Below are 23309 nucleotides of genomic sequence, written 5' to 3' on the forward strand. Positions count from 1 at the left end.
GCCGCCAGCGTTCGTCCTGAGCCAGGATCAAACTCTCCAAATTGGTATTTAGAAAGAGCGATTGCTCATTTTGAAACTGACGATTCAATAAATGAATCTAATAAAAATTAACGCGTTCCATTTGTTCAGTTTTCAAAGAACTTGCTCCTAACATCTCAACACTTCGTGTCAAGCGCAGGAATTAGATCATATCATGTTTCGTTGTTTCTTGTCAACTTATTTCTTCTTCGCTTTTTCAATCAGCGTCGATGCCTCATAAGCACAAGAGATAATATATCATGCCGTCCTAATGTTTGCAAGCTTTTTTTATAAATAAATGAGTTGGCGTATAATTCGCATGGATGGGGCACAAATTGATTTCCATAGTGCAGTACTTATGGCTACAATGAAGCTAAATGAAAATCAGCAATAATCAATATCCATAACCAGCTTGAGAGGAGATCCAATGAACGACAATCCCATACCGGGCTCACCACCGGTACTAAATGAAGACCAGCAGCGACATCTGCAGCAGGCTACCATTTACCGTATTTTATTGGCAGTCAGCTTTGTCCATTTATTTAATGACTCCATTCAAGCACTCATTCCGGCAATGTTTCCTATCCTTAAGGACAATATGCTGCTCTCTTACGCTCAGGTGGGATGGATCGCTTTTGCCCTTAATATCACATCTTCAGTGATTCAGCCCGTTATCGGCTATGCCGCTGACCGTAAACCACGCCCTATATTGCTTCCGCTAGGGATGTGCTGCACCTTCTCCGGTGTGTTCCTGCTGGCCTTTGCCGGTAATTATGCACTGGTGATCTTTTCAGTTATGCTTGTCGGATTCGGTTCAGCAGCATTTCACCCCGAAGGCATGCGTGTAGCTCATATGGCTGCGGGACAGCGGAAGGGGCTATCACAATCCATCTTTCAGGTTGGCGGCAACGCTGGGCAGTCCTTGGGTCCGCTTTTGATGAAATGGGTATTCATTCCTTTCGGGCAAATGGGCGCGCTTGGGTTCACTGTCATCGCCGCAGCAGGTATCGCTGTTCAGACCTACGTAGCCAGCTGGTACCGGAAAATGCTGAACGAAGGATACACCTTCCGTAAAAAATCAGCTGCACGCACCATAGATCCTGCACGCAGCAAAAGTATTTTGACTGCCACTATCATTCTAGTCTTCCTGGTATTTGTCCGTTCCTGGTACGGCGCCTCTATCGGCGGTTACTACGCCTTCTACTTAATGAAGAACTATGGAATGACCATTGATCATGCTCAAATTTATATTTTTTTGTACTTGGCTGCCGGTGCGGTTGGCACATTCTTTGGGGGACCGCTTGCTGACCGCTTTGGACGGCGCAATCTGATACTGATCTCTATGGTGGGAACCGTCCCCTTTGCACTGGCGCTTCCTTTTGTAAGTCAAACCTGGGCGCTTGTTCTGCTGGTCATATCGGGTTTCATCCTGTTATCCAGCTTCTCCGTGACCGTAATTTATGCACAAATGCTGTATCCGGGAAATATCGGGACGGTCTCAGGACTGATCACCGGACTTGCTTTCGGACTAGGCGGTATTGGTTCTGTTGTCATTGGTGCGCTCATTGACCGGATTGGTATCGTGACTGTCTTTGTAGCTTGTGGGTTCCTGCCTCTGCTAGGCCTGCTTGCACTGCTGCTCCCCGGGGATCAAAAACTGGAGGAATGGGCTGCAGAGTAATAAACAACAAGTTGCGCATTCTTCATACTTTTGTGGTAAGTCCATCCTTCTCCTTTGTTGAGAATGATGGGCTTTTTGATAAGCGCATGGACAAGCCTACCCTAAAGAGAATTATTCATTCACTGAGTTATGCGGTACAATTAGTTAAAAGTTGAATGATTCACCACCGATCACGGGTTAGAGGAGGGACATCATTGAAAAAAGCACTGGCGGGGCTCCGCAAAGGGTATGGCAAAAAGCTTATTTCCATTCACATGTGGAATGCATGGCTGGTATTGATTCTGGCCGTGAGCGGTTTAATGCTGGTTGGCGGTTTCTGGCGGGAGCTGCTTGGTGAGGGTCGGGTGTGGCTGAAGTGGGCTCATATCGCTTTTGGGCTGGTACTGCTTGTTCCGGTCATCTACTATTTGCTGCTTGCGGCCAAGCATTGGAAAAGGCTGAACGGGAAAAATTCGCAAAAAGCCAATGTGGTTTTTGTGATGGCTATGCTGACCGGCTGGATTGTATCCGGGATTGTCCTCTGGCAGTTCAGGCTTGCCGGACCGAGAGCGGCCAATACGGCGCTATTTATTCATGATCTTCTCACCTGGGTGGGGCTTCCGGTCATGATCTACCACTCCATTACCAGGGTCAAATGGCTGAAAGAGCCCAAGAAGCGCTCCATTGTACCGGAAATGGCACCAGAAGGCGAACCCCCGGATTATGGAGTTAAACAGAAGCCGGCAGCTGTAAACGGACCTCAACCAATATATACGCGGCGGGGTTTTATTAAGGTGGCTGTCGGAGCAGGCCTCGCTATAACGCTCGGTCCAACCTTTGTACGTTGGATCGGCAAATCATTACAGCTCCCTGGGGCTGCCGAATATGCTGCAAGTAACGCCAATGCCCTGATTCCTGATCCAGTGCCGCTGGCGGATTCCGCGCCACCCATTGGAGGCGGAGCAGAAGGCAGCTTTCGGGTCTACACTGTAACTGATATCCCATCCTTCGATAACAGCAATTGGTCTTTTACGATCGATGGCCTGGTTGACAAGAAGTTCACTTGGAATTGGGATGAATTCGTCAAGCTGCAGCGTGAGGTGCAGGTCAGCGATTTTCACTGCGTCACGGGCTGGTCGGTCTATAAAAACACATGGGAGGGCCTCCCGCTCGCAAAGCTGCTTGACATGGCCGGAGTGCAGGAGCAGGCAGTAACGGTAAAATTTTATTCCGGTGATGGTGTCTACACCGATTCACTGACTCTGGACCAAGCACGGATGAAGGATGTAATGGTTGCTGTGCTACACGACGGCAAACCTATTCCGAACCAGCTTGGAGGACCCGTACGTCTGGTGACTCCGCAAATGTATGCCTATAAATCAGTCAAGTGGCTAAACCGGATCGAGCTCATTGCAGAAGATCATGTCGGCTATTGGGAACAACGCGGATATGACAAGGATGCCTGGCTACCCAGTGCAAAACGGGTATAGACCTTTATCGCCCGGAGCCGGTATACGCCTTGTTCATCACGGTGGAAAATAAAGCAGCCGGCATCCCGCTGCCCGCGGTCATATAGTTATCCTTGTCGGTATGGTCAAACCCCATCCATACAGCGGCTGTCCAAGCAGGGGTGTACCCGACGAACCAAAGGTCCCGGTTGGCCTTGCTGGTGACGCCTGGCAGATCAGCCTGGGTCGTTCCGGTCTTCCCGGCTACCGGGATGTTCATCCGTGCTTTTACACCTGTCCCTTTGTTCACTACGTCGCGAAGCATTGCAGTCATGCTTGCAGCAGTGAGCGGTGAGACAACCTGCTTTCTTTTAGATGCATACCTGTACAACATTTTACCCTGCGCATCTGATATGCTCCGAATGGTATGGGCTTCGTTAAAGGTTCCACCGCTTGCGAATACACTGTATGCCTGTGCCATTTTGAGAGGAGAGACACCTGTATGCAGCCCACCAAGCGCAATTGACAGATTATTGTCTTCCTGCGGCAGCACTATACCGAGCTTGGCTGCGAATGCACGGGCGTTCTCAACACCCACCTGCTTCAGCAGCCAGACTGCCGGAGCATTAATAGATTGCTGTAGTGCCTGACTCATGCTTACCTGCCCCCGGTATATGCCATTATGATTATCAGGGCTATAACTCCCATATCTCTGTTTCCGGTCAAGGAGAAGACTGTCCGGCATGAATTTTCCGCTCTCAAGCGCCGGACCGTAATCAATTACCGGCTTAAAAGCGGAGCCCGGCTGACGTGCATCAATAATTGCCCGATTAAGGCTGCCTATACTTGGATCACGTCCTCCAGTTAACGCCACAATCTCTCCATTATCATGGTTGATTATAACCATGGCTGCCTCCACTTGCTGCGTTTTCCCATCGGAGGGGAAGAAATCAGAATTGCGGAAAGTCTCTTCCAACGCTAGCTGGGCACCGGGATTCATTCCCGTCACAATCGTGTATCCGCCTGTTTGCAGTTCTGTCTCCGTCTTCCCGGTCAGCCGGGAGGCTTCTTTAAGCACGGTATTAATGTAGGAAGCCCCTGTTCCAGTAGAATACGACTCTTTACCCGCTTCAGGCCTAATCTCCTGCTTCGCAGCAGCCACCATTTCCTCATGGGTAATCAATCCCCGCTGCTCCATGATCCGTAGAACAAGCTTTCTCCTCTCCACGGGCCGTTCCCCCGCCGACTCAGGATTGTAAATAGAGGGGCCTTTGGGAATCGCCGCCAAAGCAGCAATTTGCCAGATTTCCAACTGCTTCATATGCATTTTGCCGAAATAATGCTCGGCCGCCGCCTTCACTCCATATTGTCCTTGGCCCATATAGATTTGGTTAAGGTAGAGCTGCAGTATCTCCTCTTTCGACAGCCGTTTCTCCAAAGCTATAGCCAGGGAAGCCTCATTCAGCTTACGCAACAGATTTTTGTCTCTGTTCAGATATAGATTTCGGGCGAGTTGCTGAGTAATGCTGCTGCCTCCCTCCAAATGGTCCAGATCCACCGCATTGTGCAATGCAGCCCGCAGAATTCCTGTATAATCCAGGCCCTGATGACTGTAATAGCGGTGGTCTTCGACCGCCAAAAAGGTCTTAATTAGCAGTTCAGGCATCTCTTCCAGACGGGCTGACATCCTATATCCTGATTCCGGCAAAGGAATTCTGCGCAGCACGGTCCCATCGGAGGCAAGAATTACACTGGATTCCGCCAGCTTCAACTTCTCTGGATGATGGCCTAATACAGCATCCCCGTATAGATGAACGTAGACTATAAGGGCCACCAGCAATAGGGCACAGGCAACCCCGATGTCAAAAGCAGTATAAAAAATGCGCAGCAGTTTTCGCCTTGCCCCGGCGTCCAGTCGGCTCATGAGCGGACCATCAGGTTCTCCATGAACCTCTCCATACCCATTGCCTCGCGTTTCGCCGCCTCCACCTGCAAAGTCTGTATCTGCTCCCCTTCTTCAGTGGACGCTTCATTCAGCAATCGCATCAACGTTCTTGTTCTTAAAATCAGCGCCATGAGCACATCATTTTCCAAAACCGGATCAGCTGAATCCTTTAGATTATAAGCGCAAGGACCTTGGTCCGCCGATTTTTCCGGCCTGTTGACTTTATGTAAATGTTCGGCCAATTGGCCCAGTTCACCACCGCTGACCACCTTAAGCTCCCGGAAGAAACCAAGGGTAGACAATTCTTCAGAAGCCCGCAAAAGACTTTTGAGATCATCAGATATTTTTTGCGACCGAAGCAGAAAGATTACAGTGAAAACCGCCGTAAACATCAGGACAGCGAGTGGTATACGGCCGATATGATTGATCAGCCAACGCAGGCTGCGGACCCAATAGACCGCGGAAGCTGCAGTATGGCGGGAATACAGTAATGCAGCCAACGAGTATACAGCAGCAAGAGAAATACCGCTGAGCAGCGCAGTTCCTCCAAAAATGTACAGATAGCCGGAGCGTACCGTTTTAAATCTTTTCAAATTCTATCCCTCCAGTCACACAGGTGATAGTCACCTCATGTCACACAAGGATAACGGCTATTTCTTAAGATGCACCCGGCAAAGTTCTGAAGATTTTCTTAAGAAGGGTTCCGAGACAACGGATACCGTGTAATAAAATCCGTCCGGTACATATCGCTTGCAGCCGAGATTACTCCCTGATGACGTTCAACAATACCCTTCGCAATTGCCAAGCCCAGGCCCGAGCCACCGGTGTATTGAGAACGGGAGCGTTCAGCCCGGTAAAAGCGTTCGAAAATATGCGGGAGATCTCTTTCCGCGATCCGTTCCCCAAAGTTACTGATCCGCACTACGGCTTCATCGCCCTCACGGGCCAGACCGATCTCTATCCTTTTACCATCCCGTCCATATCTGATCGCATTCGCAATCAGATTCTCATAGGCGCGCAGCAATTCATAAGGAGCTGCATCGATCCACAAGGATTCAGTTTCATCCACCATCTGGTAGGTCATCCCTGCCCGAGTAAGCTCCGGAACCGCCTCTTCTGCCAACTGGCGCATAAACGCTTTTAAATCCAGACGTTCTGGCACGAGTGGCAGTCCTCCGTTGTTAACACGTGTATATTCAAACAAATCATCAATGAGTTTTCGCAGTACCTGTGCTTTCTGATAGGCGATGTCTACATAATAGCGCAATTCCGTTTCTTCCCGGCATCGGTCCTGCTCGATATATTCAAGATAGCCGAGTATTGAAGTCAGCGGGGTGCGCAAATCATGGGATACACCTGTAATGAGCTCATTTTTGGCTTCGACAGCCTTGCGTTCTTCCAGAAGGGATTGCTGCAGCCGTTCAGACATGATATTGATGTTCTCCGCCAGCATCCCCAGCTCATCCGCAGTTCTAACCTCAATCCGATGCGACTCACCAAGCTTCGTAATTTGCTGGATGCCGCGCGTGATTTCCTCCAGATATGAGACTATTTTTCGTGTGAAGATAAAAAAGAAGAACAAAAAACTGAGAATTCCCGCAGCAGTCATCACAGGTACGGAGCCAATATGATTAATGACCCATCTCAGTAACTGTGAATACGCCGCCGACGGGGGAGAAGGGTTCAAATAGAGCAGGGCATTCACCAGCCGGTAGCCACCCAGCAGTAGAATGGCTCCAGATAGAACGCTCAACATAAATGCCCATATGAATTTCCAACGGATTGTACTTATATATTTCGCATTCAACGTCTCTCACCTCAAGCTTTCAGGACGGCCCGTCCAGTTTGTATCCGATCCCCCACACGGTCTGTAAATAACAAGGATGCTTAGGATCCAGCTCAATTTTTTCACGGATATTGCGAATATGCACCATCACTGTATTGCCGCCATCCAGGAATGGATCAGACCAGATATTCGTATAAATCTGCTCCATACTGAGCACCTGTCCTTGATGCTTTGCCAGCAGTTCCAATATGGAAAATTCTCTGGGTGTCAGCTTCACCTTCCGGTTATCTACACTGACCTCATGCTTAGCAATATCTATAATCAAATCTTCGAAAATGAGTTCATTCTCGCTGCCCCTTGCCGGAGCATCCTTGTTGAATCGATGGTAACGGCGTAACTGTGACTTAGCCCGTGCCACGATCTCCAGCGGATTGAACGGCTTTCCGACATAATCATCAGCCCCTATGCTCAGCCCGAGAATTTTGTCCATATCCGTGTTTTTGGCAGAGAGCATAATAATCGGCATGTTCTTCTCCTCCCGGATTTTCATACAAGCCGCAATTCCGTCCAATCTGGGCATCATTACATCCATAATAACTAGATCTACTGTTTCTTCTCTGAGATGTTTCAGTGCCTCCACTCCGTCAAAGGCTTTAAGCAGCCGGTATCCCTCATTCCGGAAATAAATGTCAAGCAGTTCTACAATTTCTTTCTCATCATCCACAAGCAGGATCGTTTCTTGTTTCACAGGCAAGTATCCTTTCTAATCCTTAAATAGCCTTCTCCCTATTTTATATTATAAATGAATATGGCAAAAAGCCCTGTATTCGATGTTATCGAACCAGGGCTTTGTGAATGTATCTGTTCTGTTGTCTGCGTCTAACTCTCCAATAGCCGCAGTAGCTCTTCCTCATCCTCAATCACTTGAATACCCAGCTGCTGAGCCTTGGCCAGCTTGCTGCCCGCTTTTTCGCCGGCGATGACGAGATCGGTTTTTTTGGAGACACTGCCGGATACCTTGGCGCCTAGCGCCTCCAGACGCTCCGCTGCTTCTTCCCGGGTAAGCTTTTGCAGCGAGCCTGTGAGCACTACTGTTTTGCCGCTGAAGAAAGAATTGGTATTCACTTGGCGTGGAGCCTCAGGCGCCTTCGCCTCTACACCGAGTGTAAGCATACGGTTAATACTGGTTACTACAAAGGGATCTGCGAAAAAGCTCACAATGCTCTCTGCTACAATGCCTCCAATGTCAGGGAGTCCGGACAATTCCTCGGCGGTTGCATGCATGACTGCGTCCAGGCTGCGGTAGTGATCGGCCAGCATTTTGGTGGTTGCTTTGCCAGTGTTCGGAATACCTAGTGCAAACAGGAAAGACGCAAGGTCCCGCCCTTTGCTCTCCTCCAGCGCCTTAAGAAGATTATCGGCTTTCTTCTCCCCAAAACGTTCCAGCTTCACAAGCTGCTCGAAGGTCAGTTCATATAAGTCAGCTGGTTCTCGCACCTCTAGTTCCTCATGCAGCTGTCCGGCAGTCTTATCACTGAAGGTTTCGATATCCATGGCATCACGGGAAGCAAAATGGGTGATCCGCCCGATGATCTGCGGCTTGCAATTCAGCTTGTTATTGCAGAAGAGGTGCGCGCCGCGCATTTCCAGCGGGAAACCGCAAGCCGGACAATCCTCAGGAAAAATAATCTCTCCGCCGTCACTCTCTTCTGTTACCTTGCCAAGAATTTCGGGAATGACATCATTCGAGCGGCGGATGAACACACGTGTACCCAGAGCGTGCTTGAGATTCTTGCGTTCGATATCACCAACGTTGTTCAAGGTGCAGTTCTGGACGGTTACTCCTGCCAGCTCCACTGCTTCCACCCGTGCCAACGGGGTGACCTTGCCGGTACGGCCCACGTTCCAGCTGACCGACTCCAGGATCGTTGTGGTTTCTTCCGCTTCGAACTTATAAGCCACCGCCCAGCGCGGGAATTTATCGGTGTACCCGAGTACCTCACGGATGCGGAAATCAGTTACCTTGATAACCGCGCCGTCAATCAGATAGTCTAGACCGGAACGGCCCTCTTCAATTTCTGCCAGTTGTTCGGTAACATCGTCAAAATGATCAAAATAGGTAAGGTATGGGTTAACCTTAAAACGGTTATTCCTCAGAAAATCCATCATTTCCTGATGGTCTGTGAACTGTACACCCTCCGCATAGCCTACATTATAGAAGTATGCGTTCAGCCGGCGGTCGGCGGTCGTCTTAGGGTTGAGGTTGCGCAGTGCCCCCGCTGCCCCGTTACGGGCATTCTTAAGCGGTTCAGCCGCTCTTGTATTATAGTCCGCCAGCACAGAAAGATTCATAATCCCTTCGCCTTGCACTTCAATGAGACCTTCCTTAAATGGAATCGTCAACGGGACCGATTTGATGGTTTTCACTTGGGCAAGAATGCCTTCCCCGGTCACACCATTGCCGCGTGTGGCTGCCTGTACCAGCACCCCGTCACGATAGGTCAGGTTAAGTGTTAAGCCGTCAAACTTCAGTTCTACCGCATAGCAGGGCGCAGGAAGAGGGGTTTCAGGGTTCTTGGCGTTATAATCATTCACCAGCTTCAGCACCCGCGTATTCCAGCTGCGAAGCTGTTCGATATTCTGCGCCTTATCCAGACTCCATAGCGGTGCCAGATGCCTGTGGGGTGTGAACCCTTTGAGCAGTTCTCCCCCCACACGCTGAGTAGGAGAATGAGGCAGCACGATGCCGCTCTCTGCTTCAAGGGCTACAAGCTTATCGTAAAGAACATCATACTCTTTGTCGCTGATCTGCGGCGCATCCAGAGTATAGTAATGATAGTTATATTGATTCAGCTCAGCTACGAGCTCCTCCATAGTGTGCATAGCATCCATCGGGGGACATCCCTCCATCAAATTGTTTCCTACGGTTAGCGTGGTCCAAAAACACATTCGTTAATCGCAGCCGAATTATTCAACTTTGGTGATCGGTGCAAAGCCGGCCAGGAGCCGCTTCACACCCACCGGCGCCGGAAAAGCAATCTGCAGTTCCGTATCGTTGCCGCTGCCCTTCACCGACACAACGGTGCCGATGCCCCATTTGCCGTGGGAGACCTTGTCGCTGGCTTTGAATTCGCCGGGCGTCGAAGCCCCCGGAGCGCGCTGCGCGCCTCCTGAGGTCACGGTCACTCGGCTCGTACCGGTCGCCGCTGACGCTGTGCTGCCGCCGAAGCCGGCGTTCCCGCTTCCTGCCGGCGCATTCCCGGCAGCCCCGCTGCGGCTGCCGAAGTTCCCCCGGCTGCCTCCGCCAAAGCCGCGGCCGCCATAAGCACCACCAACCTCCGCGCCGCGCCGGAAGCGGTCCGAAGCCCCTCCCGTATCTTCCTTCAGCTCCTCCGGAATCTCCTCCAGGAAGCGCGACGGCGCATTGGCCGTCGTCCGGCCGAACAGCGTGCGCATCCGTGCACAGCTGAGGAACAGCTGCTTCTCCGCACGGGTGATCCCTACATACGCCAGACGCCGCTCTTCTTCCAATTCGTCATTGTCCTGGAAGGCACGGCTGTGGGGGAATACGCCCTCTTCCATCCCGATAATAAAGACGGTCGGGAACTCCAGCCCCTTGGCGCTGTGCATAGTCATCAGCACTACAGCGTCACTGCGCTCCTCCTCATCGTTCACGCTGTCAATGTCTGCGATCAGCGCCAGGTCAGTAAGGAAGGAGACCAGTGACTTGTCTTCATTATTTTTCTCGAATTCCATAGTTACGGACAGGAATTCGTCGATATTTTCCAGACGGGAGCGGGATTCAAGGGTATTCTCATTCTGCAGCTCCAGACGGTACTGCGATAGCTCCAGAATCTTCTCGGTCAGCTCCGTCACCGACAGGAACTCCACCATCCGGTGCAGCGCTTCGATCATATCGTAAAACTCTACCAGTGTATTGCGCGTCCGTCCGGCGAAGCCGAGATCATCCACCGTCTGCAGCGCCCGGAAGATTGAGACCCCTTGAGATGCAGCGGCGGCAGCCAGCTTGCCCACCGTCGTATCCCCCAGCCCCCGCTTCGGAACGTTGATAATCCGCGTTAGGCTGATATCGTCATCTGGATTGGACAGCAGCCGGAGATAGGCCAGCAGATCCTTAATTTCTTTGCGGTCATAGAACTTGATCCCCCCGACAATCTGATAGGGAATATCCGATTTGATCAAAATTTCTTCTATTACGCGTGATTGCGCATTGGTACGGTACAAGATCGCGTGATTCTGATACGCCTGTCCCTCCTTGACATTTTTACTGATTTCTCCCGTGACGAAATAGCCTTCGTCATGCTCTGAGTCGCCGCGGAACACTTTTATCTTCGCGCCTTCCACAGAATCCGTCCACAGCTTCTTGGGCTTGCGTCCCGTATTCAGCGCAATTACGCCATTGGCCGCATTCAGAATGTTCGAGGTAGAGCGGTAGTTCTGTTCCAGCATAATCGTCTTGGCTTCGGGATAGTCCTCTTCAAAATTCAGGATATTCGTAATATCCGCCCCACGCCAGCGGTAAATCGACTGGTCACTGTCGCCGACGACGCAAATGCGGTGATGGCTGTCCGCCAGCATCCGGCAGAGCATATACTGCGCCCTGTTCGTATCCTGATACTCATCGACATGGATATACTTGAATTTCTTCTGGTAGAAATCCAGCACCTCCGGCACTTCCTTGAACAATTCGATCGTCTTCATAATCAGATCATCGAAATCCAGCGAGTTATTGGCTCTCAGGCGCTTTTGGTACATGGTATATACCTTGGCCACGAGACCTTCCAAATAATCGCCGATTTTCTGCTCATATTGCGCCGGTGTGATAAGTTCATTCTTGGCGGTGCTGATCATCGACTGGACAGCCTTGGGTTCGAACTTCTTCGTGTCGATATTCAAATCTTTCATGCAGTTGCGGATAACAGACAGCTGGTCGGTTGAATCCAGAATGGAAAAATTGGAGGTAAAGCCAATCCGTTCAATATCCTTGCGCAGAATCCGCACACTCATCGAGTGAAAAGTGGAGACCCAAATATCCCGGCCTTCCGGCCCTACCAGCTTCGAGACACGTTCCTGCATCTCCCGGGCGGCCTTATTAGTAAAGGTAATCGCCAGAATCGCCCAAGGCGGCGCTTTACGGTTCGCAATCAGCCAGGCAATGCGGTGGGTAAGCACGCGCGTCTTGCCGCTTCCTGCTCCGGCCATAATGAGCAAGGGACCTTCCGTGGTTTCTACTGCCTGACGCTGCGGAGGATTAAGCCGGCTTACGGCATCCTGTATGTTAACAAGTTGCATGTGTGACATGCTCCTTTCTAAATATCGTAAATTAAGGAAATGGAATCTCCGTTCTTTTATGTTGTAAAGTCAATCTGCGGTGTTCTCTTTACCGCCTGTACGGTGAGCAGTGCCTGCCGCACATCCTGGTAGATGATATTGCCGACCACTACTGTATCACATAGGGCTGCAGCCTGCTCGGCTTCAGATTCACAGGTAATTCCGCCCCCATAAAAAAGCTGACTGTGCTCCACAGTCTCTCTTACGGTTCGCACCGTCCCCATATCACCAAATGTACCGCTATATTCCAGATAAACGATTGGCAGGCTCATCAGCTTGTCCGCAATCTGCGCGTAAGCAGCAGCACCCTCTCCGCTCAGCAAGCTCTCAGCTCCTGTAAGACGGGCCACGGAAGAGTCCCCGTTCAGCACAATATATCCTTCTGCAAGGAAGTGCTCCCACGGAATCAAGCTCCCGTAACGCTCAATGGCCCGGCGGTGATGGCCCAATATCCAGTCTGGTTCGGGACTGTTCAGCACCATAGGAATCAAATACAGATCAAAACCCGGCACAGCCGCCTCAAGGTCAGAAACTTCAAGGGCACAAGGCAGTTCGAATTGACGCACTCGGGCCAGCAGAGCAGCCGTGTTCTCATAAGTAACCCCGGTAGAACCGCCGACTAGTATCGCGTCCGTTCCCGATAAGCAGACCGCAGCCAGTTCAGTCTCTCGAAGTTCCCGGTCCGGATCCAGCTTAAACACATGCCGCCACAGCTGAATCGTTTGCCTTATTTCATTCATCTTCGTCCATCCTCATTATTCAACCGATTAGATTAGGTGCGGTTTACATGCTTGTTTTTCATGCCAAAAACACTTCCGCTACCGCAAAAGCTGTATCTCTAGTCTATGCCAGCACTAAGGGGGGTGTCAATTTAAAGAGCGGAAAAATGCGAACATTTTTTCGCCTTTTTCCGCTCCTTAACGGAACCCTTTACGCAGGCTCAAATCCTCCTCGGAAATAAAGTCCGTATAGAAACCGTCTACCCCCAAAGTTGGAGTAAAAAAAAGAAACGGATATGTCTTCCTCAGCTTCAAGGATGGCACCCGTTTCAACAGATCAATCTATTTTGCTGTTATAAGTTCAGTAAGCATTTTTGAAGCCATTGCGAATGGTCTTGATAATAATCCGGATATCGAACAGCAGCGACCAATTCTCGATATAAAAAATATCATGCTTGATCCGATCTTCAATGGAGGTGTCTCCACGGAGGCCGTTGCTCTGTGCCCAGCCGGTAATTCCCGGACGTACATGATGCTTAACCATATATTTCGGAATTTCCCCGCGGAACTGCTCCACAAAGAAGGGACGCTCCGGCCGCGGTCCTACCACACTCATCTGGCCAAACAGCACGTTGAAAAATTGTGGCAGCTCATCCAGACTGGTCTTCCGGATAAAGGTTCCGAACCGGGTGCGGCGAGGATCAACCGGAGTACTCCAGCCTGTATCTTCCTTCCCATCCTGCTGCATTTTCATCGAGCGGAACTTGTACATCATGAAATTGCGCCGGTTCAGCCCTACCCGTTCCTGTTTGAAAATAATCGGACCCGGTGAAGTCAGACGCACACCGAGCGCTACAATGAGCATCACTGGCGACATCACAATAATGGCGAACAGCGAGAAAAGAACATCAAAGGCACGTTTGGCCAGCTTGTTGCCGGTCATATCCAGCGGAATGTCACGCACATTAATCATCGGCATTCCGGCAAAGTTATCAAAGTATGGACGGGCTGGCAAATAATCGAAGAAATCGGGAATGATCAGCGTCCGTACTCCAGCCTTCTCGCAGGCGGCGATAATTGCCGGATATTTAGAATGGGCATCCAGTGGAAGGGCAAGAATCACTTCGTCGACCGGCAGCATTTCCAGCATCCCGGGCAATTCATCCACGGTCCCCAAAATCGGCTTGTAGCGTTCCCCTTCAATGCCATCCCATGTGTGGTAGTCATCCAGAAAGCCGATGGTCTCATACCCGAGCTCCGGGTACTGCACCAAGTTGTTGTAGAATCTTTTACCCAAAGTACCGGCCCCCAGAATCAGGACGAATTGACGGTTGAAGCCTTTTTCACGGAGGGACTTCAGCATCTTCTTCAGTACATAGCGGTACAGCATGATGGACAGAACATTAAAACCCATATAGATCGCAAGGTATTGCCGGGATACGTCAATTTCCTTCAGGAAGAACATTAAACCGAGCAGCATAAAGATGGCCATGATATGCACTTGAAAAATCTTGAGGAACTCGTCGACAAAACGTTTTTTGCGCTTCGGCTGATACAGTGACAGCACAATCCCAATCAGCACTGCTATCCCGCCGTAGATAAAACTCCAATACGCATATGACTCCACCGGCAACGTCCGGTAAGACTCCAGCCAGCCACTTTTGAACTTGAGCCACCAGGCTGCCAGAAAGGCTATCTGGATCACCAGAAAGTCCGCAACGATATATAGCTGTGTCAAAAACCTTTGATTACGGCGTATCATAATCTCACCTCAGCATTCGATTCCGTTCTTGAACCTGATTCTGCGGAGCCTGTAAGGGTCTGTGCCGGTGAAGGCACCGCCCGGGGACGGATCAGAGCATTACGCACCAGCGAAAGCATGAACTTCACACCCACTCCAGCATAGACCGCTCCATTAATCATACTGTTGTACCGCTTGCTATAATGCTTACGGTGAAATAAAATCATCGCTCTATGAAACTCATAGACGATCTTGAACGGTCTGCGCCGCGCGCTGCCGCCCTTCAGATGGACAATGGAGGTCTGCGGATAATAATAAATCCCCCAGCCGGCCTCTTTGATCCGGAAGCACCAATCCAAATCCTCACCATACATGAAAAAATCCTCGTCCAGCCCGCCTACCTGATCAATCGTCTTCCGCCGCAGCAGCATGAACGCCCCGACCAGACAATCTACAGGATAGTCCTGATCCGGATCCAGATAACCTAACTGATAGCCATTGAATCTCGGTCGGTCCGGGAACAGCTTGCTGAAGCCAAATGCATAATAGAAGGAAGCGGATGGAGTAGGAAACCCCCGCTTGCAGGCTTTATCCAATGAACCATCCGGCAAAATCACCTTGCAGCCCGAAGCTCCGAGATCCGGCCGGCTGTCCATAAAGGAGACCATCGTCTCCAGGGTATCCTTCCGCACAACCGTATCCGAATTCAGCAGCAGCACATACCGGCCTGAAGCGACTTCCATCCCCTGATTATTGGCACGGGCAAACCCGACATTCTCTGAATTGGCGATCAGCATCACATCGGGAAATTCCCGGCTGATCCTCTCTACCGAGTCATCCCGGGAGTTATTGTCTATTAGAATAATTTCATAGAAAAATTTAGTTTTCGAATCATACACCGACCTCAGACAATCCATCGTCAGGCGGCATGTGTTGTAATTTAGGACGATGATACTGACATCTACACTCAATGCATTACGCTCCTGACAAATATAGTAATCTATCGACAATCATTATAACACAAAAACCTCCTTGATAGGCTCGGCCTGATTAGGAGGTTTTAACAAATTGCACCACATATACGGAATGGACTGCGGAAAATATTAGAACGCTCCTGCAGCTCTTCTATTTATCTTTTCTCTCTCATCTGGTTTACTCGCTTTTCAATCTTCTAACTTTGGTTTGAATACACTTGCGTTTTTGCTTGAGATTATTCCATTGTGCAAAAAATAATTTCCAGGCTTGGATTAGCTTCGGTTCCTTAATCAGCATATACCCATGTGCCGCGACCTCGTAAGGCAAAGCATAGAGGAATGTAGAAAATAACTTGCGGGCAGGTTCGTTTTTATAGATCATTTTATAGCGATTAATATAGGAAATTCTCCGGATGAACATCGGCTTGCTGTCACGTCCAGCTGTTTTCCAGCCCCGTTCGTGGTGACCGATCGCCTCCGCATCATAATAGGCTAACCAGCCGAAGAGCCCAGCCCGCCAGGCCACATCCACATCTTCCTTATAAGCAAAGAAATCCGCATCAAAAAACTCACCGTCTATACTGATATCCTCAATCATCCGCCGGGAATACAATGCAGCCGCACCAGACACTCCAAACACCGGACCCGACTCCAGCCAGTTCGCTGCAGGCTCTCCCGCTCCACGGTCAAACGCACGCCGTGCCCTGTTCATCCGCAGCCCCGTGCTGTCTACAAGTGAGTGGTCCTCTTTTAGCAAAAGCTTGCCAGTAGCACTGCCGATCTTCGGGTTGGCTTCCATCTGCTTGATGAGTCTGGATACATAATCCGGCGCCAGCGTAAGATCCGGATTCAGAACCATAACATAGTCTGTATTGGTGGCAGCAATAGCCTGGTTATGGGCGGGGGCGAAGCCGGTGTTGGTGTGGTTTTCCAAAAAAATCAGTGAAGGAACTCTTACCTCCCCCTTCAAGGTGCCCTCAACCCCTGCTTCCTGCTGCTGAGCTGGATGGGCCTCCGCTTCGATTGTATGACTGAACTCTTTCACCTTATCCTTGCAACCGTCCGCCGAAGCATTGTCTACTACCACAATCTGTTCAATGGGATAGTCCTGGGCGATAACTGCCGTCAGACAATCTATAATGTCATCTGCGCTGTTATAGGTAACAATATGTACGCTAATTGTTTTGTTATTGATCGTATTGCTGATATTATTATTTATTTGGTTATTCATAAGAGTCCTCGGATTCTGGTTTATATAACAGGTAATCAAACTGACCCAAAAACTGAATCAGCTACACTCCATTATACCGAAAACAAGAATGGGCGGCTAAGAAAAAAACTCCCAACCCGCCGTTGCGGTTCAGGAGTCCCTATCAATTTATTTTAGCTCGAGCAAAAAGTCCCTCAGCCCTTCACGCCATGGCCGTATATCCTGAAACCCGTTCGTGCGAATGGATAGATGCTCCATCACTGAATACGCCGGACGCGGTGCTGGACGTGGAAACTGCTCGGTTGTGCAGGGTTCCAGCTTTGCAGTGAATTTCAATCCAAGGATATCCTCCGCTTCAGCGAAGATCGCCTGCGTGAACTCATACCAGGTACAGAACTCACTATTGGAGGCGTGGTAGATGCCGTATTTCTCTGTCTGAACAAGATCCAACAGGAAGTTGGCCAGATCCACCGTATAGGTCGGCGAGCCGACTTGGTCGTGTACTACCTGCAGCAACGGTTTTTCCTGCCCCAGCTTCAGCATGGTTTTCACAAAGTTATTGCCATACTTGCCATACACCCAGGAAGTACGAACGATGAAGAATTTCGAGGATATGGACTGCACCAGGATTTCTCCAGCCCGCTTCGATTTGCCATAGATGCTTTGGGGATCGGTATTATCATATTCATGGTACGGCTGTGTCCCCATGCCATCAAAAACATAATCCGTGCTGATGCATACCATCTTCGCTCCCACCTTCTCCGCAGCAAGCGCTACATTACGGCTTCCAGTGGCATTAATCAGGTAAGCAGCATCGATGTCAGTCTCAGCGGCATCTACCGCTGTATGCGCAGCACAATGAATGACAGCATCCGGAGCAAATCCGCCGATGATCTCCACGCATTGATCCAGATCGGTAATGTCCATCTCCTGACGGTCGCAGCCCAGAACCTCATGACCTTGCGCCTGAAGCAACAGCACCAAATCCTGACCCAACTGTCCGGCTGAGCCTGTAACAAGCACCTTCATCTTCGGCATTACAGAGAATCCCCCAGACGACTGCCGTACTGGAGTGCAGCATATTTCTGGTATTCCCCAGATTGAATGCGGGTCCACCATTCCTGATTATTTAGATACCACTGAATCGTTTCCTTAATCCCTGTCTCAAAGGTGTGCTTCGGCTTCCAGCCCAGTTCATTGGTAATCTTGGTTGGGTCAATGCCGTAGCGGCGGTCATGACCAGGACGGTCTTGAACATAAGTGATCAGCGAATCCGGTTTGCCCAGCTCCTGCAGCACCGTGTTTACAATATGCACATTCGTGCGCTCATTGTTCCCGCCAATATTGTACACTTCACCATTCACACCTTCATGAATAACAAGGTCAATCGCACTGCAATGATCCTCAACGTACAGCCAATCGCGGATATTCATCCCATCGCCATATACCGGCAACGCCTGATCCGCCAGTGCACGTGAAATCATCAGTGGGATCAGCTTCTCTGGGAACTGGTACGGCCCGTAGTTGTTGGAGCAGCGTGTGATATTTACCGGCAAGCCAAACGTCTCATGATAAGCACGCACCAATAAATCCCCGCCTGCCTTGCTTGCGGAATAAGGACTATTCGGAGTCAGAGGCGTTTCTTCCGTAAATAGACCGGTTGCTCCGAGTGTTCCGTACACTTCATCCGTGGAGACCTGTACAAACTTAGTCACGCTATATTTTTTTGCCGCATCCAAGAGCACTTGAGTCCCCAATACATTCGTCTTCACAAATACATCCGGCTCCAAAATACTCCGGTCCACATGTGATTCCGCTGCAAAGTTGACCACAACATCAACCCCTTGGCTGAAAAGCGCGTCCATTGCCTGGACATCCGTAATGTCTGCTTTTGCGAAAGAGTAATTCGGGTTTCCTTCAATTGACTTTAAGTTCTCCAGATTTCCCGCGTACGTCAAAGCGTCTACATTTACAATTTTATATTCCGGGTGCTGCTGCAGCATGTATATTACGAAGTTGCTGCCGATGAAGCCGGCTCCGCCGGTAACGAGTAGTTTCATTTGTGTACCCACCTTTTTTCTAGAAGTAATAATGTATGAACCACTTCCGCCCAGAAGCGATTATTCACAATAAGCATTAATCAAAATTCAGCTCCGCATCCTTTAATAACGGATGACGCTGGTCTTTATCCGACAGCACAGGAGCAGACGTCGGCCAATCAATGCCAAGCGCCGGATCACTCCATAATATGCCACGGTCATTCTCAGGGGAATAATATTCGTCCACTTTGTATAAGACTTGGGTGTTTGGAACGAGTGTGCAGAAGCCATGGGCAAAGCCTTTTGGCACCAGCAACTGGCGCTTGTTATATTCACTGAGGATAACACCAACCCATTGGCCGAATGTTGGAGAGTTACGACGGATATCAACGATTACGTCATAAATAGCCCCAGTGAGCACACGAATCAGTTTCGTCTGTGCCTTGGGATTCAACTGGTAATGCAAGCCTCGGAGTACACCAACCTCTGCTGAGAGGGATTGATTGTCTTGAATGAAATGATCTTGAATACCGATTCCATGCATGATTTGTTCGTTGTAACTTTCCATGAAATAGCCCCGACTATCCCCGTGTATAATTGGCTCTAATATATTCGCACCCTGTAATCTTAGAGGAGTGACTTTCATAACTAATAGTTCCTCCCTATATCTATATTTTCAATTTCCCAAATGCCTCTCCAAACAACAAGTTCTGAGACAGTTCATTAGCACGTGCCAAAGATGCGTGAGTCCCAGCATCTGTCCACCAACCCTGAAGAATATCAAATGTAAGTTCATTCTGTTTAATATATGCATTATTTACATCCGTAATCTCCAATTCTCCTCTGTTTGAGGGTTTTAGAGTCTTAACTATATCAAACACCTTATGGTCAAACATATAAATTCCTGTTACTGCATAGTTAGATTTCGGTTGTTCCGGCTTTTCTTCAATTGAAACAATTTGTTGTCCTTTAAGCTCAGGTACTCCGAACCGTTTAGGGTCTTGAACTTCTTGGATGAGGATCTTGGCACCATTCTTCTGATCCTGAAAGTTACTAACATATTGAGTAATATCATCTTCAAACACATTATCTCCAAGTATAACGACCATTTGATCTTCACCAACAAAATGTTCAGCTAAATCAAGTGCTTGTGCGATACCACCAGCTTCATCCTGAACCTTATATGTAAAACAAACACCCATATCTCGCCCGCTGCCAAGTAAGTTTACTACATCTCCCATGTGCTCCTTGCCTGTAACGATAAGAATGTCATTAATCCCTGCTTGTTTAAGTTTGAAAACAGAATGGAAAATCATTGGATATTTACCAACGGGGAGTAAATGTTTATTAGTAACTTTGGTTAAAGGGAAAAGGCGTGAGCCTGTACCACCTGCTAAAATTATACCCTTCATTATCTTACCTCCATTATTTATTTACTTTTTATAATAAGCTTAGAAAGTGCATAGGTAATTGGAATTGTTACTACAATAACAATTAAAGGTACAATACCAGTAGACAAATGTACACGCTCTACTAAAACATACAACATAAATATGTTAACTAAATACTGTATCAAATACACAATAGGAAACTTAAGAAATTTTTTGAATGAAACTTTTTCTTTGAATACAAACACTGTATTTAAGTAGTAGGAAAGAAATATTCCTGAAACATAAGAAATTGTATAAGACAAAGAATAATTAAAGAATAATAGCAGCAGTAAATACATTAAATATGTTGCTAATGTATTAATCCCCCCACTTATTACAAATTTCAAGAATTCTTTATTCAAAAGTTTGGTCAACAACGTAGGATGGCCGCTCTCTGCTTTCATCTAAAATCCTCCACAGATATTCACCTATAATACCCAGCATAATCATAATAATTCCCAATAAAAAAGTAATTAAAGCAATAATTGTTGTCCAGCCTTGAAGCTCAATAAACCCAGATAAAGTACCAATTATTACAAAAACCCCATATAAAAAACTTAAAATCGCAGTTATGACACCTATAAAAGACATAAAGCGGATAGGGGAATATGAGAAGCTTACAAAAGAATCAATAAAAAGCTTAATTTTTTTTGAAAGCGTCCACCTGGATTTGCCTAGTTTTCTTTCCTGTCTTACATAAGGGATTTGTACTTGATCATGCCCCAACCAATATATAAGACTCATAATATTAGTATTTTTCTCCTGGATATGGACTACTTCATTAACAACTTGTCTATCTATTAACAAAAAGTCAAATCCGCCCTTTGGATATCCCTTTAAAGCAAATTTCTCTAGCAAATAATAATAAGTATTAGAAAACATTTTTTGTGAGAATGATTCTTCCCTATCTTCTCTTGTAGCAAGAACAATCTTTTTACCTAATTTCCAATGTTCTATCATCTCCTTAAACATTTCAGGAGGGTCTTGTAAATCGGCTGCAATGATACCTACACAATCACCAGTAGTATATCTTAATCCTGCCTGTATAGCAGACATTGAACCAAAATTACGGCTTAACTTAATGACTTTAATCCGCGGATCTTGCTGCTTCGCTTCCATCAACATCGAAAATGAATTATCCTTCGAACCATCATCTACAAATACAAACTCAAAATCACAATCCGTTATAATATTTTCTAAGTTCTGCAATCGAGGGATAGTATGTGGAATGTTCAATTCGTTATAGTATACAGGTACAACAATCGATAATTTAATTCGGTCTATACTCATTTACAACCTCCACAATTCTTTTCACATCATCCATATCCATTACAGGACTTATTGGAAGGCTCAGAATTTCTGAATGGATTTTTTCGGAAATAGGGAAAACTAGATCATTCCATTCTTTATATGCTTTTTGTTTATGAGGAGGAATAGGATAGTGAATCATTGTCTGAATTCCATTATCGGTCATATAATCAATAAAATGACTTCTTAACGAAGTTCTGACAACGAAAACATGCCAAACATGTGATAACGGTCCTTCTTCGACGCTTGGTAATACAATGTGTTCATTATTGATACTATTTAAATAATAGGTTGCTATCTTTCTTCTATACTCATTATCTTGATCTAGATATTTTAATTTCATACTCAATATAGGAGCCTGAAATTCATCTAATCTGCTATTATATCCTTTAAAGAGATTTTCGTATTTCTTTTGTGACCCATAGTTCCTTAAGGCGTGAAGATCTTTATATAAGTTTTCATCATTTGTCGTAATTGCTCCGGCATCTCCTAAGGCACCCAGGTTTTTACCCGGATAGAAGCTAAATGCTGCGGCATCTCCTAAATCTCCAACTTTTCGATCAGCATAAACAGCACCGTGAGCTTGAGCACAATCTTCGATTATCTTCAAATTATATTTTTCTGCAATATTCTTAATTGGTCCCATATTACATGCCTGACCATAAAGATGAACCACCAAAATCGCTTTAGTATTAGGAGTAATACTTTCCTCTATCTTGTCAGGATCCAAATTATATGTCAGTAAGTTAGGCTCTACTAACACAGGTATAGCCCCATTTGCAGATATTGATAAAATGGATGCGATATAAGTATTAGAGGGCACAATCACTTCATCACCGGGGCCAATATTGTAGGATCTCATAATTAATTCTAAAGCATCTAATCCATTCGCTACTCCCAGAGCAAACTTAGTCCCGCAATAATCAGCAAATTCAGCTTCAAAAGTTTTGACTTCCTCACCCAAAATGTACCATCCGGAATTCAGAACTTTATGAACGCAATCTAATATCGCTTCTTCATGACGCAAATTAATTTTCTTCAGATCAAGGAAAGGGATCATATTAGCCCACCTATTCTATTTCAAGTAGTTTATTGTTTTCAATAATATTCCCGTCTTTCAAAGAATACTGTTTACCACATGCTAAACAGGAAAATTGAGTACTCAATTTCTCTCCACAGTTACAAATATACCCTTTAAACTTTGCCGGATTGCCATACCATAGTGTGTTATTAGGGATATTTTTAGTTACCAGTGAACCCGCCCCTACCATGGCATATTTACCAATAGTGTTGCCTGCGATTATAGTTGCATTTGCACCTATCGAAACCCATTCTTCAAGGACAGTTTTTAGGAATATACTTGGGTACTGCTTGGAACGGGGTCTTAGATCATTAGTAAAAGTAACATTGGGTCCAATGAAAACATTGTCTTGTATTCTAACACCGTCCCAAATATACACACCAGATTTAACCGTAACGTTACTTCCTATAATTACATCATTTTCAACAAAAGTATGGTCATTCACGTTACAATTCTCACCTAGAACGGCCCCCGGTAAAATATGAGCAAATGCCCAAATACGAGTATTCGCGCCAATATTCTCTGATTCCACAATGGCTTGTGGATGACTAAAATATTTCCCCATTCATCTACACCTTCCAATATTATTAATCACGAA

20 protein-coding genes are annotated in these 23309 nt (G+C 47.5%); 2 read left to right on the top strand and 18 right to left on the bottom strand.

What is annotated here, in order from left to right; genetic code table 11:
• Positions 1 to 445: 445 nt before the first annotated feature.
• Together ACTJKB_RS10860 and ACTJKB_RS10865 are read left to right on the top strand one after the other, a co-directional pair.
• Positions 446 to 1699, top strand: a complete 1254-nt coding sequence (locus ACTJKB_RS10860; protein WP_440833906.1) for an MFS transporter — start codon at positions 446 to 448, stop codon at positions 1697 to 1699.
• A gap of 194 nt (positions 1700 to 1893) precedes the next feature.
• Positions 1894 to 3168, top strand: coding sequence for a molybdopterin-dependent oxidoreductase (locus ACTJKB_RS10865; protein WP_440833908.1), 1275 nt, complete (start codon positions 1894 to 1896; stop codon positions 3166 to 3168).
• Between the two features lie 4 nt (positions 3169 to 3172).
• Here the strand turns inward: ACTJKB_RS10865 and ACTJKB_RS10870 are convergent, their stop codons facing one another.
• The 18 genes from ACTJKB_RS10870 to ACTJKB_RS10955 form a co-directional block, all read right to left on the bottom strand.
• Positions 3173 to 5050 carry a transglycosylase domain-containing protein gene (locus ACTJKB_RS10870; protein ID WP_440833910.1) on the bottom strand — a complete coding sequence of 626 codons (1878 nt, stop codon included), beginning with the start codon at positions 5048 to 5050 and terminating at the stop codon, positions 3173 to 3175.
• The gene (locus ACTJKB_RS10875) at positions 5047 to 5664 is read right to left on the bottom strand and encodes a hypothetical protein (RefSeq protein ID WP_440833911.1); all 618 of its coding nucleotides are present in this window, start codon (positions 5662 to 5664) and stop codon (positions 5047 to 5049) included. The genes ACTJKB_RS10870 and ACTJKB_RS10875 overlap by 4 nt, the downstream gene beginning before the upstream one ends.
• Before the next feature lie 98 nt (positions 5665 to 5762).
• The gene (locus tag ACTJKB_RS10880; protein WP_440833912.1) at positions 5763 to 6878 is read right to left on the bottom strand and encodes a sensor histidine kinase; all 1116 of its coding nucleotides are present in this window, start codon (positions 6876 to 6878) and stop codon (positions 5763 to 5765) included.
• Positions 6879 to 6897: 19 nt separating this feature from the next.
• Positions 6898 to 7605, bottom strand: coding sequence for a response regulator transcription factor (locus ACTJKB_RS10885; protein WP_440833914.1), 708 nt, complete (start codon positions 7603 to 7605; stop codon positions 6898 to 6900).
• A gap of 131 nt (positions 7606 to 7736) precedes the next feature.
• Positions 7737 to 9749 (bottom strand): NAD-dependent DNA ligase LigA, encoded by a 2013-nt coding sequence (gene ligA / locus ACTJKB_RS10890; RefSeq protein ID WP_440833915.1) that lies wholly within the window; start codon positions 9747 to 9749, stop codon positions 7737 to 7739.
• Between the two features lie 75 nt (positions 9750 to 9824).
• Positions 9825 to 12170: a DNA helicase PcrA gene (gene pcrA / locus ACTJKB_RS10895; protein WP_440833917.1), complete on the bottom strand. Its 2346-nt coding sequence runs from the start codon at positions 12168 to 12170 to the stop codon at positions 9825 to 9827.
• Positions 12171 to 12226: 56 nt separating this feature from the next.
• On the bottom strand, positions 12227 to 12949 hold the full coding sequence (locus tag ACTJKB_RS10900; RefSeq protein WP_440833918.1) for a heptaprenylglyceryl phosphate synthase: 723 nt from the start codon (positions 12947 to 12949) through the stop codon (positions 12227 to 12229).
• A 340-nt stretch (positions 12950 to 13289) separates the two neighbouring features.
• A complete protein-coding gene (locus ACTJKB_RS10905; protein WP_440833919.1) occupies positions 13290 to 14690 on the bottom strand; it encodes an undecaprenyl-phosphate glucose phosphotransferase in 1401 nt (466 codons plus the stop codon).
• Positions 14687 to 15586, bottom strand: a complete 900-nt coding sequence (locus tag ACTJKB_RS10910; protein ID WP_440834731.1) for a glycosyltransferase family 2 protein — start codon at positions 15584 to 15586, stop codon at positions 14687 to 14689. The genes ACTJKB_RS10905 and ACTJKB_RS10910 overlap by 4 nt, the downstream gene beginning before the upstream one ends.
• Positions 15587 to 15821: 235 nt before the next feature.
• A complete protein-coding gene (locus ACTJKB_RS10915) occupies positions 15822 to 16874 on the bottom strand; it encodes a glycosyltransferase family 2 protein (RefSeq protein WP_440833920.1) in 1053 nt (350 codons plus the stop codon).
• A gap of 147 nt (positions 16875 to 17021) precedes the next feature.
• Positions 17022 to 17882, bottom strand: a complete 861-nt coding sequence (gene rfbD / locus ACTJKB_RS10920; protein WP_440834733.1) for a dTDP-4-dehydrorhamnose reductase — start codon at positions 17880 to 17882, stop codon at positions 17022 to 17024.
• An 8-nt stretch (positions 17883 to 17890) separates the two neighbouring features.
• Complete coding sequence (rfbB, locus tag ACTJKB_RS10925; protein ID WP_440833922.1) at positions 17891 to 18913, bottom strand: dTDP-glucose 4,6-dehydratase; 1023 nt, start codon at positions 18911 to 18913, stop codon at positions 17891 to 17893.
• A 76-nt stretch (positions 18914 to 18989) separates the two neighbouring features.
• The gene (gene rfbC / locus ACTJKB_RS10930) at positions 18990 to 19538 is read right to left on the bottom strand and encodes a dTDP-4-dehydrorhamnose 3,5-epimerase (RefSeq protein WP_440833923.1); all 549 of its coding nucleotides are present in this window, start codon (positions 19536 to 19538) and stop codon (positions 18990 to 18992) included.
• 22 nt (positions 19539 to 19560) lie between these two features.
• Positions 19561 to 20304: a sugar phosphate nucleotidyltransferase gene (locus tag ACTJKB_RS10935; RefSeq protein ID WP_074108961.1), complete on the bottom strand. Its 744-nt coding sequence runs from the start codon at positions 20302 to 20304 to the stop codon at positions 19561 to 19563.
• A 17-nt stretch (positions 20305 to 20321) separates the two neighbouring features.
• Positions 20322 to 20726 (bottom strand): GtrA family protein, encoded by a 405-nt coding sequence (locus ACTJKB_RS10940; RefSeq protein WP_440833925.1) that lies wholly within the window; start codon positions 20724 to 20726, stop codon positions 20322 to 20324.
• Complete coding sequence (locus ACTJKB_RS10945) at positions 20677 to 21612, bottom strand: glycosyltransferase family 2 protein (protein ID WP_440833927.1); 936 nt, start codon at positions 21610 to 21612, stop codon at positions 20677 to 20679. Before ACTJKB_RS10945 ends, ACTJKB_RS10940 begins: the two co-directional genes overlap by 50 nt.
• Positions 21593 to 22690 (bottom strand): DegT/DnrJ/EryC1/StrS family aminotransferase, encoded by a 1098-nt coding sequence (locus ACTJKB_RS10950; RefSeq protein WP_440833929.1) that lies wholly within the window; start codon positions 22688 to 22690, stop codon positions 21593 to 21595. The genes ACTJKB_RS10945 and ACTJKB_RS10950 overlap by 20 nt, the downstream gene beginning before the upstream one ends.
• Before the next feature lie 10 nt (positions 22691 to 22700).
• Positions 22701 to 23276 (bottom strand): acyltransferase, encoded by a 576-nt coding sequence (locus tag ACTJKB_RS10955; protein WP_440833931.1) that lies wholly within the window; start codon positions 23274 to 23276, stop codon positions 22701 to 22703.
• Positions 23277 to 23309 lie beyond the last annotated feature (33 nt).

The sequence above is a fragment of the Paenibacillus sp. 22594 genome (genome assembly GCF_052044425.1).
Classification (GTDB): domain Bacteria; phylum Bacillota; class Bacilli; order Paenibacillales; family Paenibacillaceae; genus Paenibacillus_AQ.

Bases quoted from the DNA above. Each gene is read 5' to 3' on its own strand.
- rfbC (WP_440833923.1), bottom strand. From the start codon at position 19,538: ATGAAAGTCACTCCTCTAAGATTACAGGGTGCGAATATATTAGAGCCA.
- ACTJKB_RS10860 (WP_440833906.1), top strand. From the start codon at position 446: ATGAACGACAATCCCATACCGGGCTCACCACCGGTACTAAATGAAGAC.
- rfbD (WP_440834733.1), bottom strand. From the start codon at position 17,882: ATGAAGGTGCTTGTTACAGGCTCAGCCGGACAGTTGGGTCAGGATTTG.
- ACTJKB_RS10945 (WP_440833927.1), bottom strand. From the start codon at position 21,612: ATGAGTATAGACCGAATTAAATTATCGATTGTTGTACCTGTATACTAT.
- ACTJKB_RS10905 (WP_440833919.1), bottom strand. From the start codon at position 14,690: ATGATACGCCGTAATCAAAGGTTTTTGACACAGCTATATATCGTTGCG.
- rfbB (WP_440833922.1), bottom strand. From the start codon at position 18,913: ATGAAACTACTCGTTACCGGCGGAGCCGGCTTCATCGGCAGCAACTTC.
- ACTJKB_RS10870 (WP_440833910.1), bottom strand. From the start codon at position 5,050: ATGAGCCGACTGGACGCCGGGGCAAGGCGAAAACTGCTGCGCATTTTT.
- ACTJKB_RS10950 (WP_440833929.1), bottom strand. From the start codon at position 22,690: ATGATCCCTTTCCTTGATCTGAAGAAAATTAATTTGCGTCATGAAGAA.
- pcrA (WP_440833917.1), bottom strand. From the start codon at position 12,170: ATGCAACTTGTTAACATACAGGATGCCGTAAGCCGGCTTAATCCTCCG.
- ACTJKB_RS10910 (WP_440834731.1), bottom strand. From the start codon at position 15,586: ATGGATTGTCTGAGGTCGGTGTATGATTCGAAAACTAAATTTTTCTAT.
- ACTJKB_RS10935 (WP_074108961.1), bottom strand. From the start codon at position 20,304: ATGAAGGGTATAATTTTAGCAGGTGGTACAGGCTCACGCCTTTTCCCT.
- ACTJKB_RS10915 (WP_440833920.1), bottom strand. From the start codon at position 16,874: ATGAATAACCAAATAAATAATAATATCAGCAATACGATCAATAACAAA.
- ACTJKB_RS10940 (WP_440833925.1), bottom strand. From the start codon at position 20,726: ATGAAAGCAGAGAGCGGCCATCCTACGTTGTTGACCAAACTTTTGAAT.
- ACTJKB_RS10955 (WP_440833931.1), bottom strand. From the start codon at position 23,276: ATGGGGAAATATTTTAGTCATCCACAAGCCATTGTGGAATCAGAGAAT.
- ACTJKB_RS10900 (WP_440833918.1), bottom strand. From the start codon at position 12,949: ATGAATGAAATAAGGCAAACGATTCAGCTGTGGCGGCATGTGTTTAAG.
- ligA (WP_440833915.1), bottom strand. From the start codon at position 9,749: ATGGATGCTATGCACACTATGGAGGAGCTCGTAGCTGAGCTGAATCAA.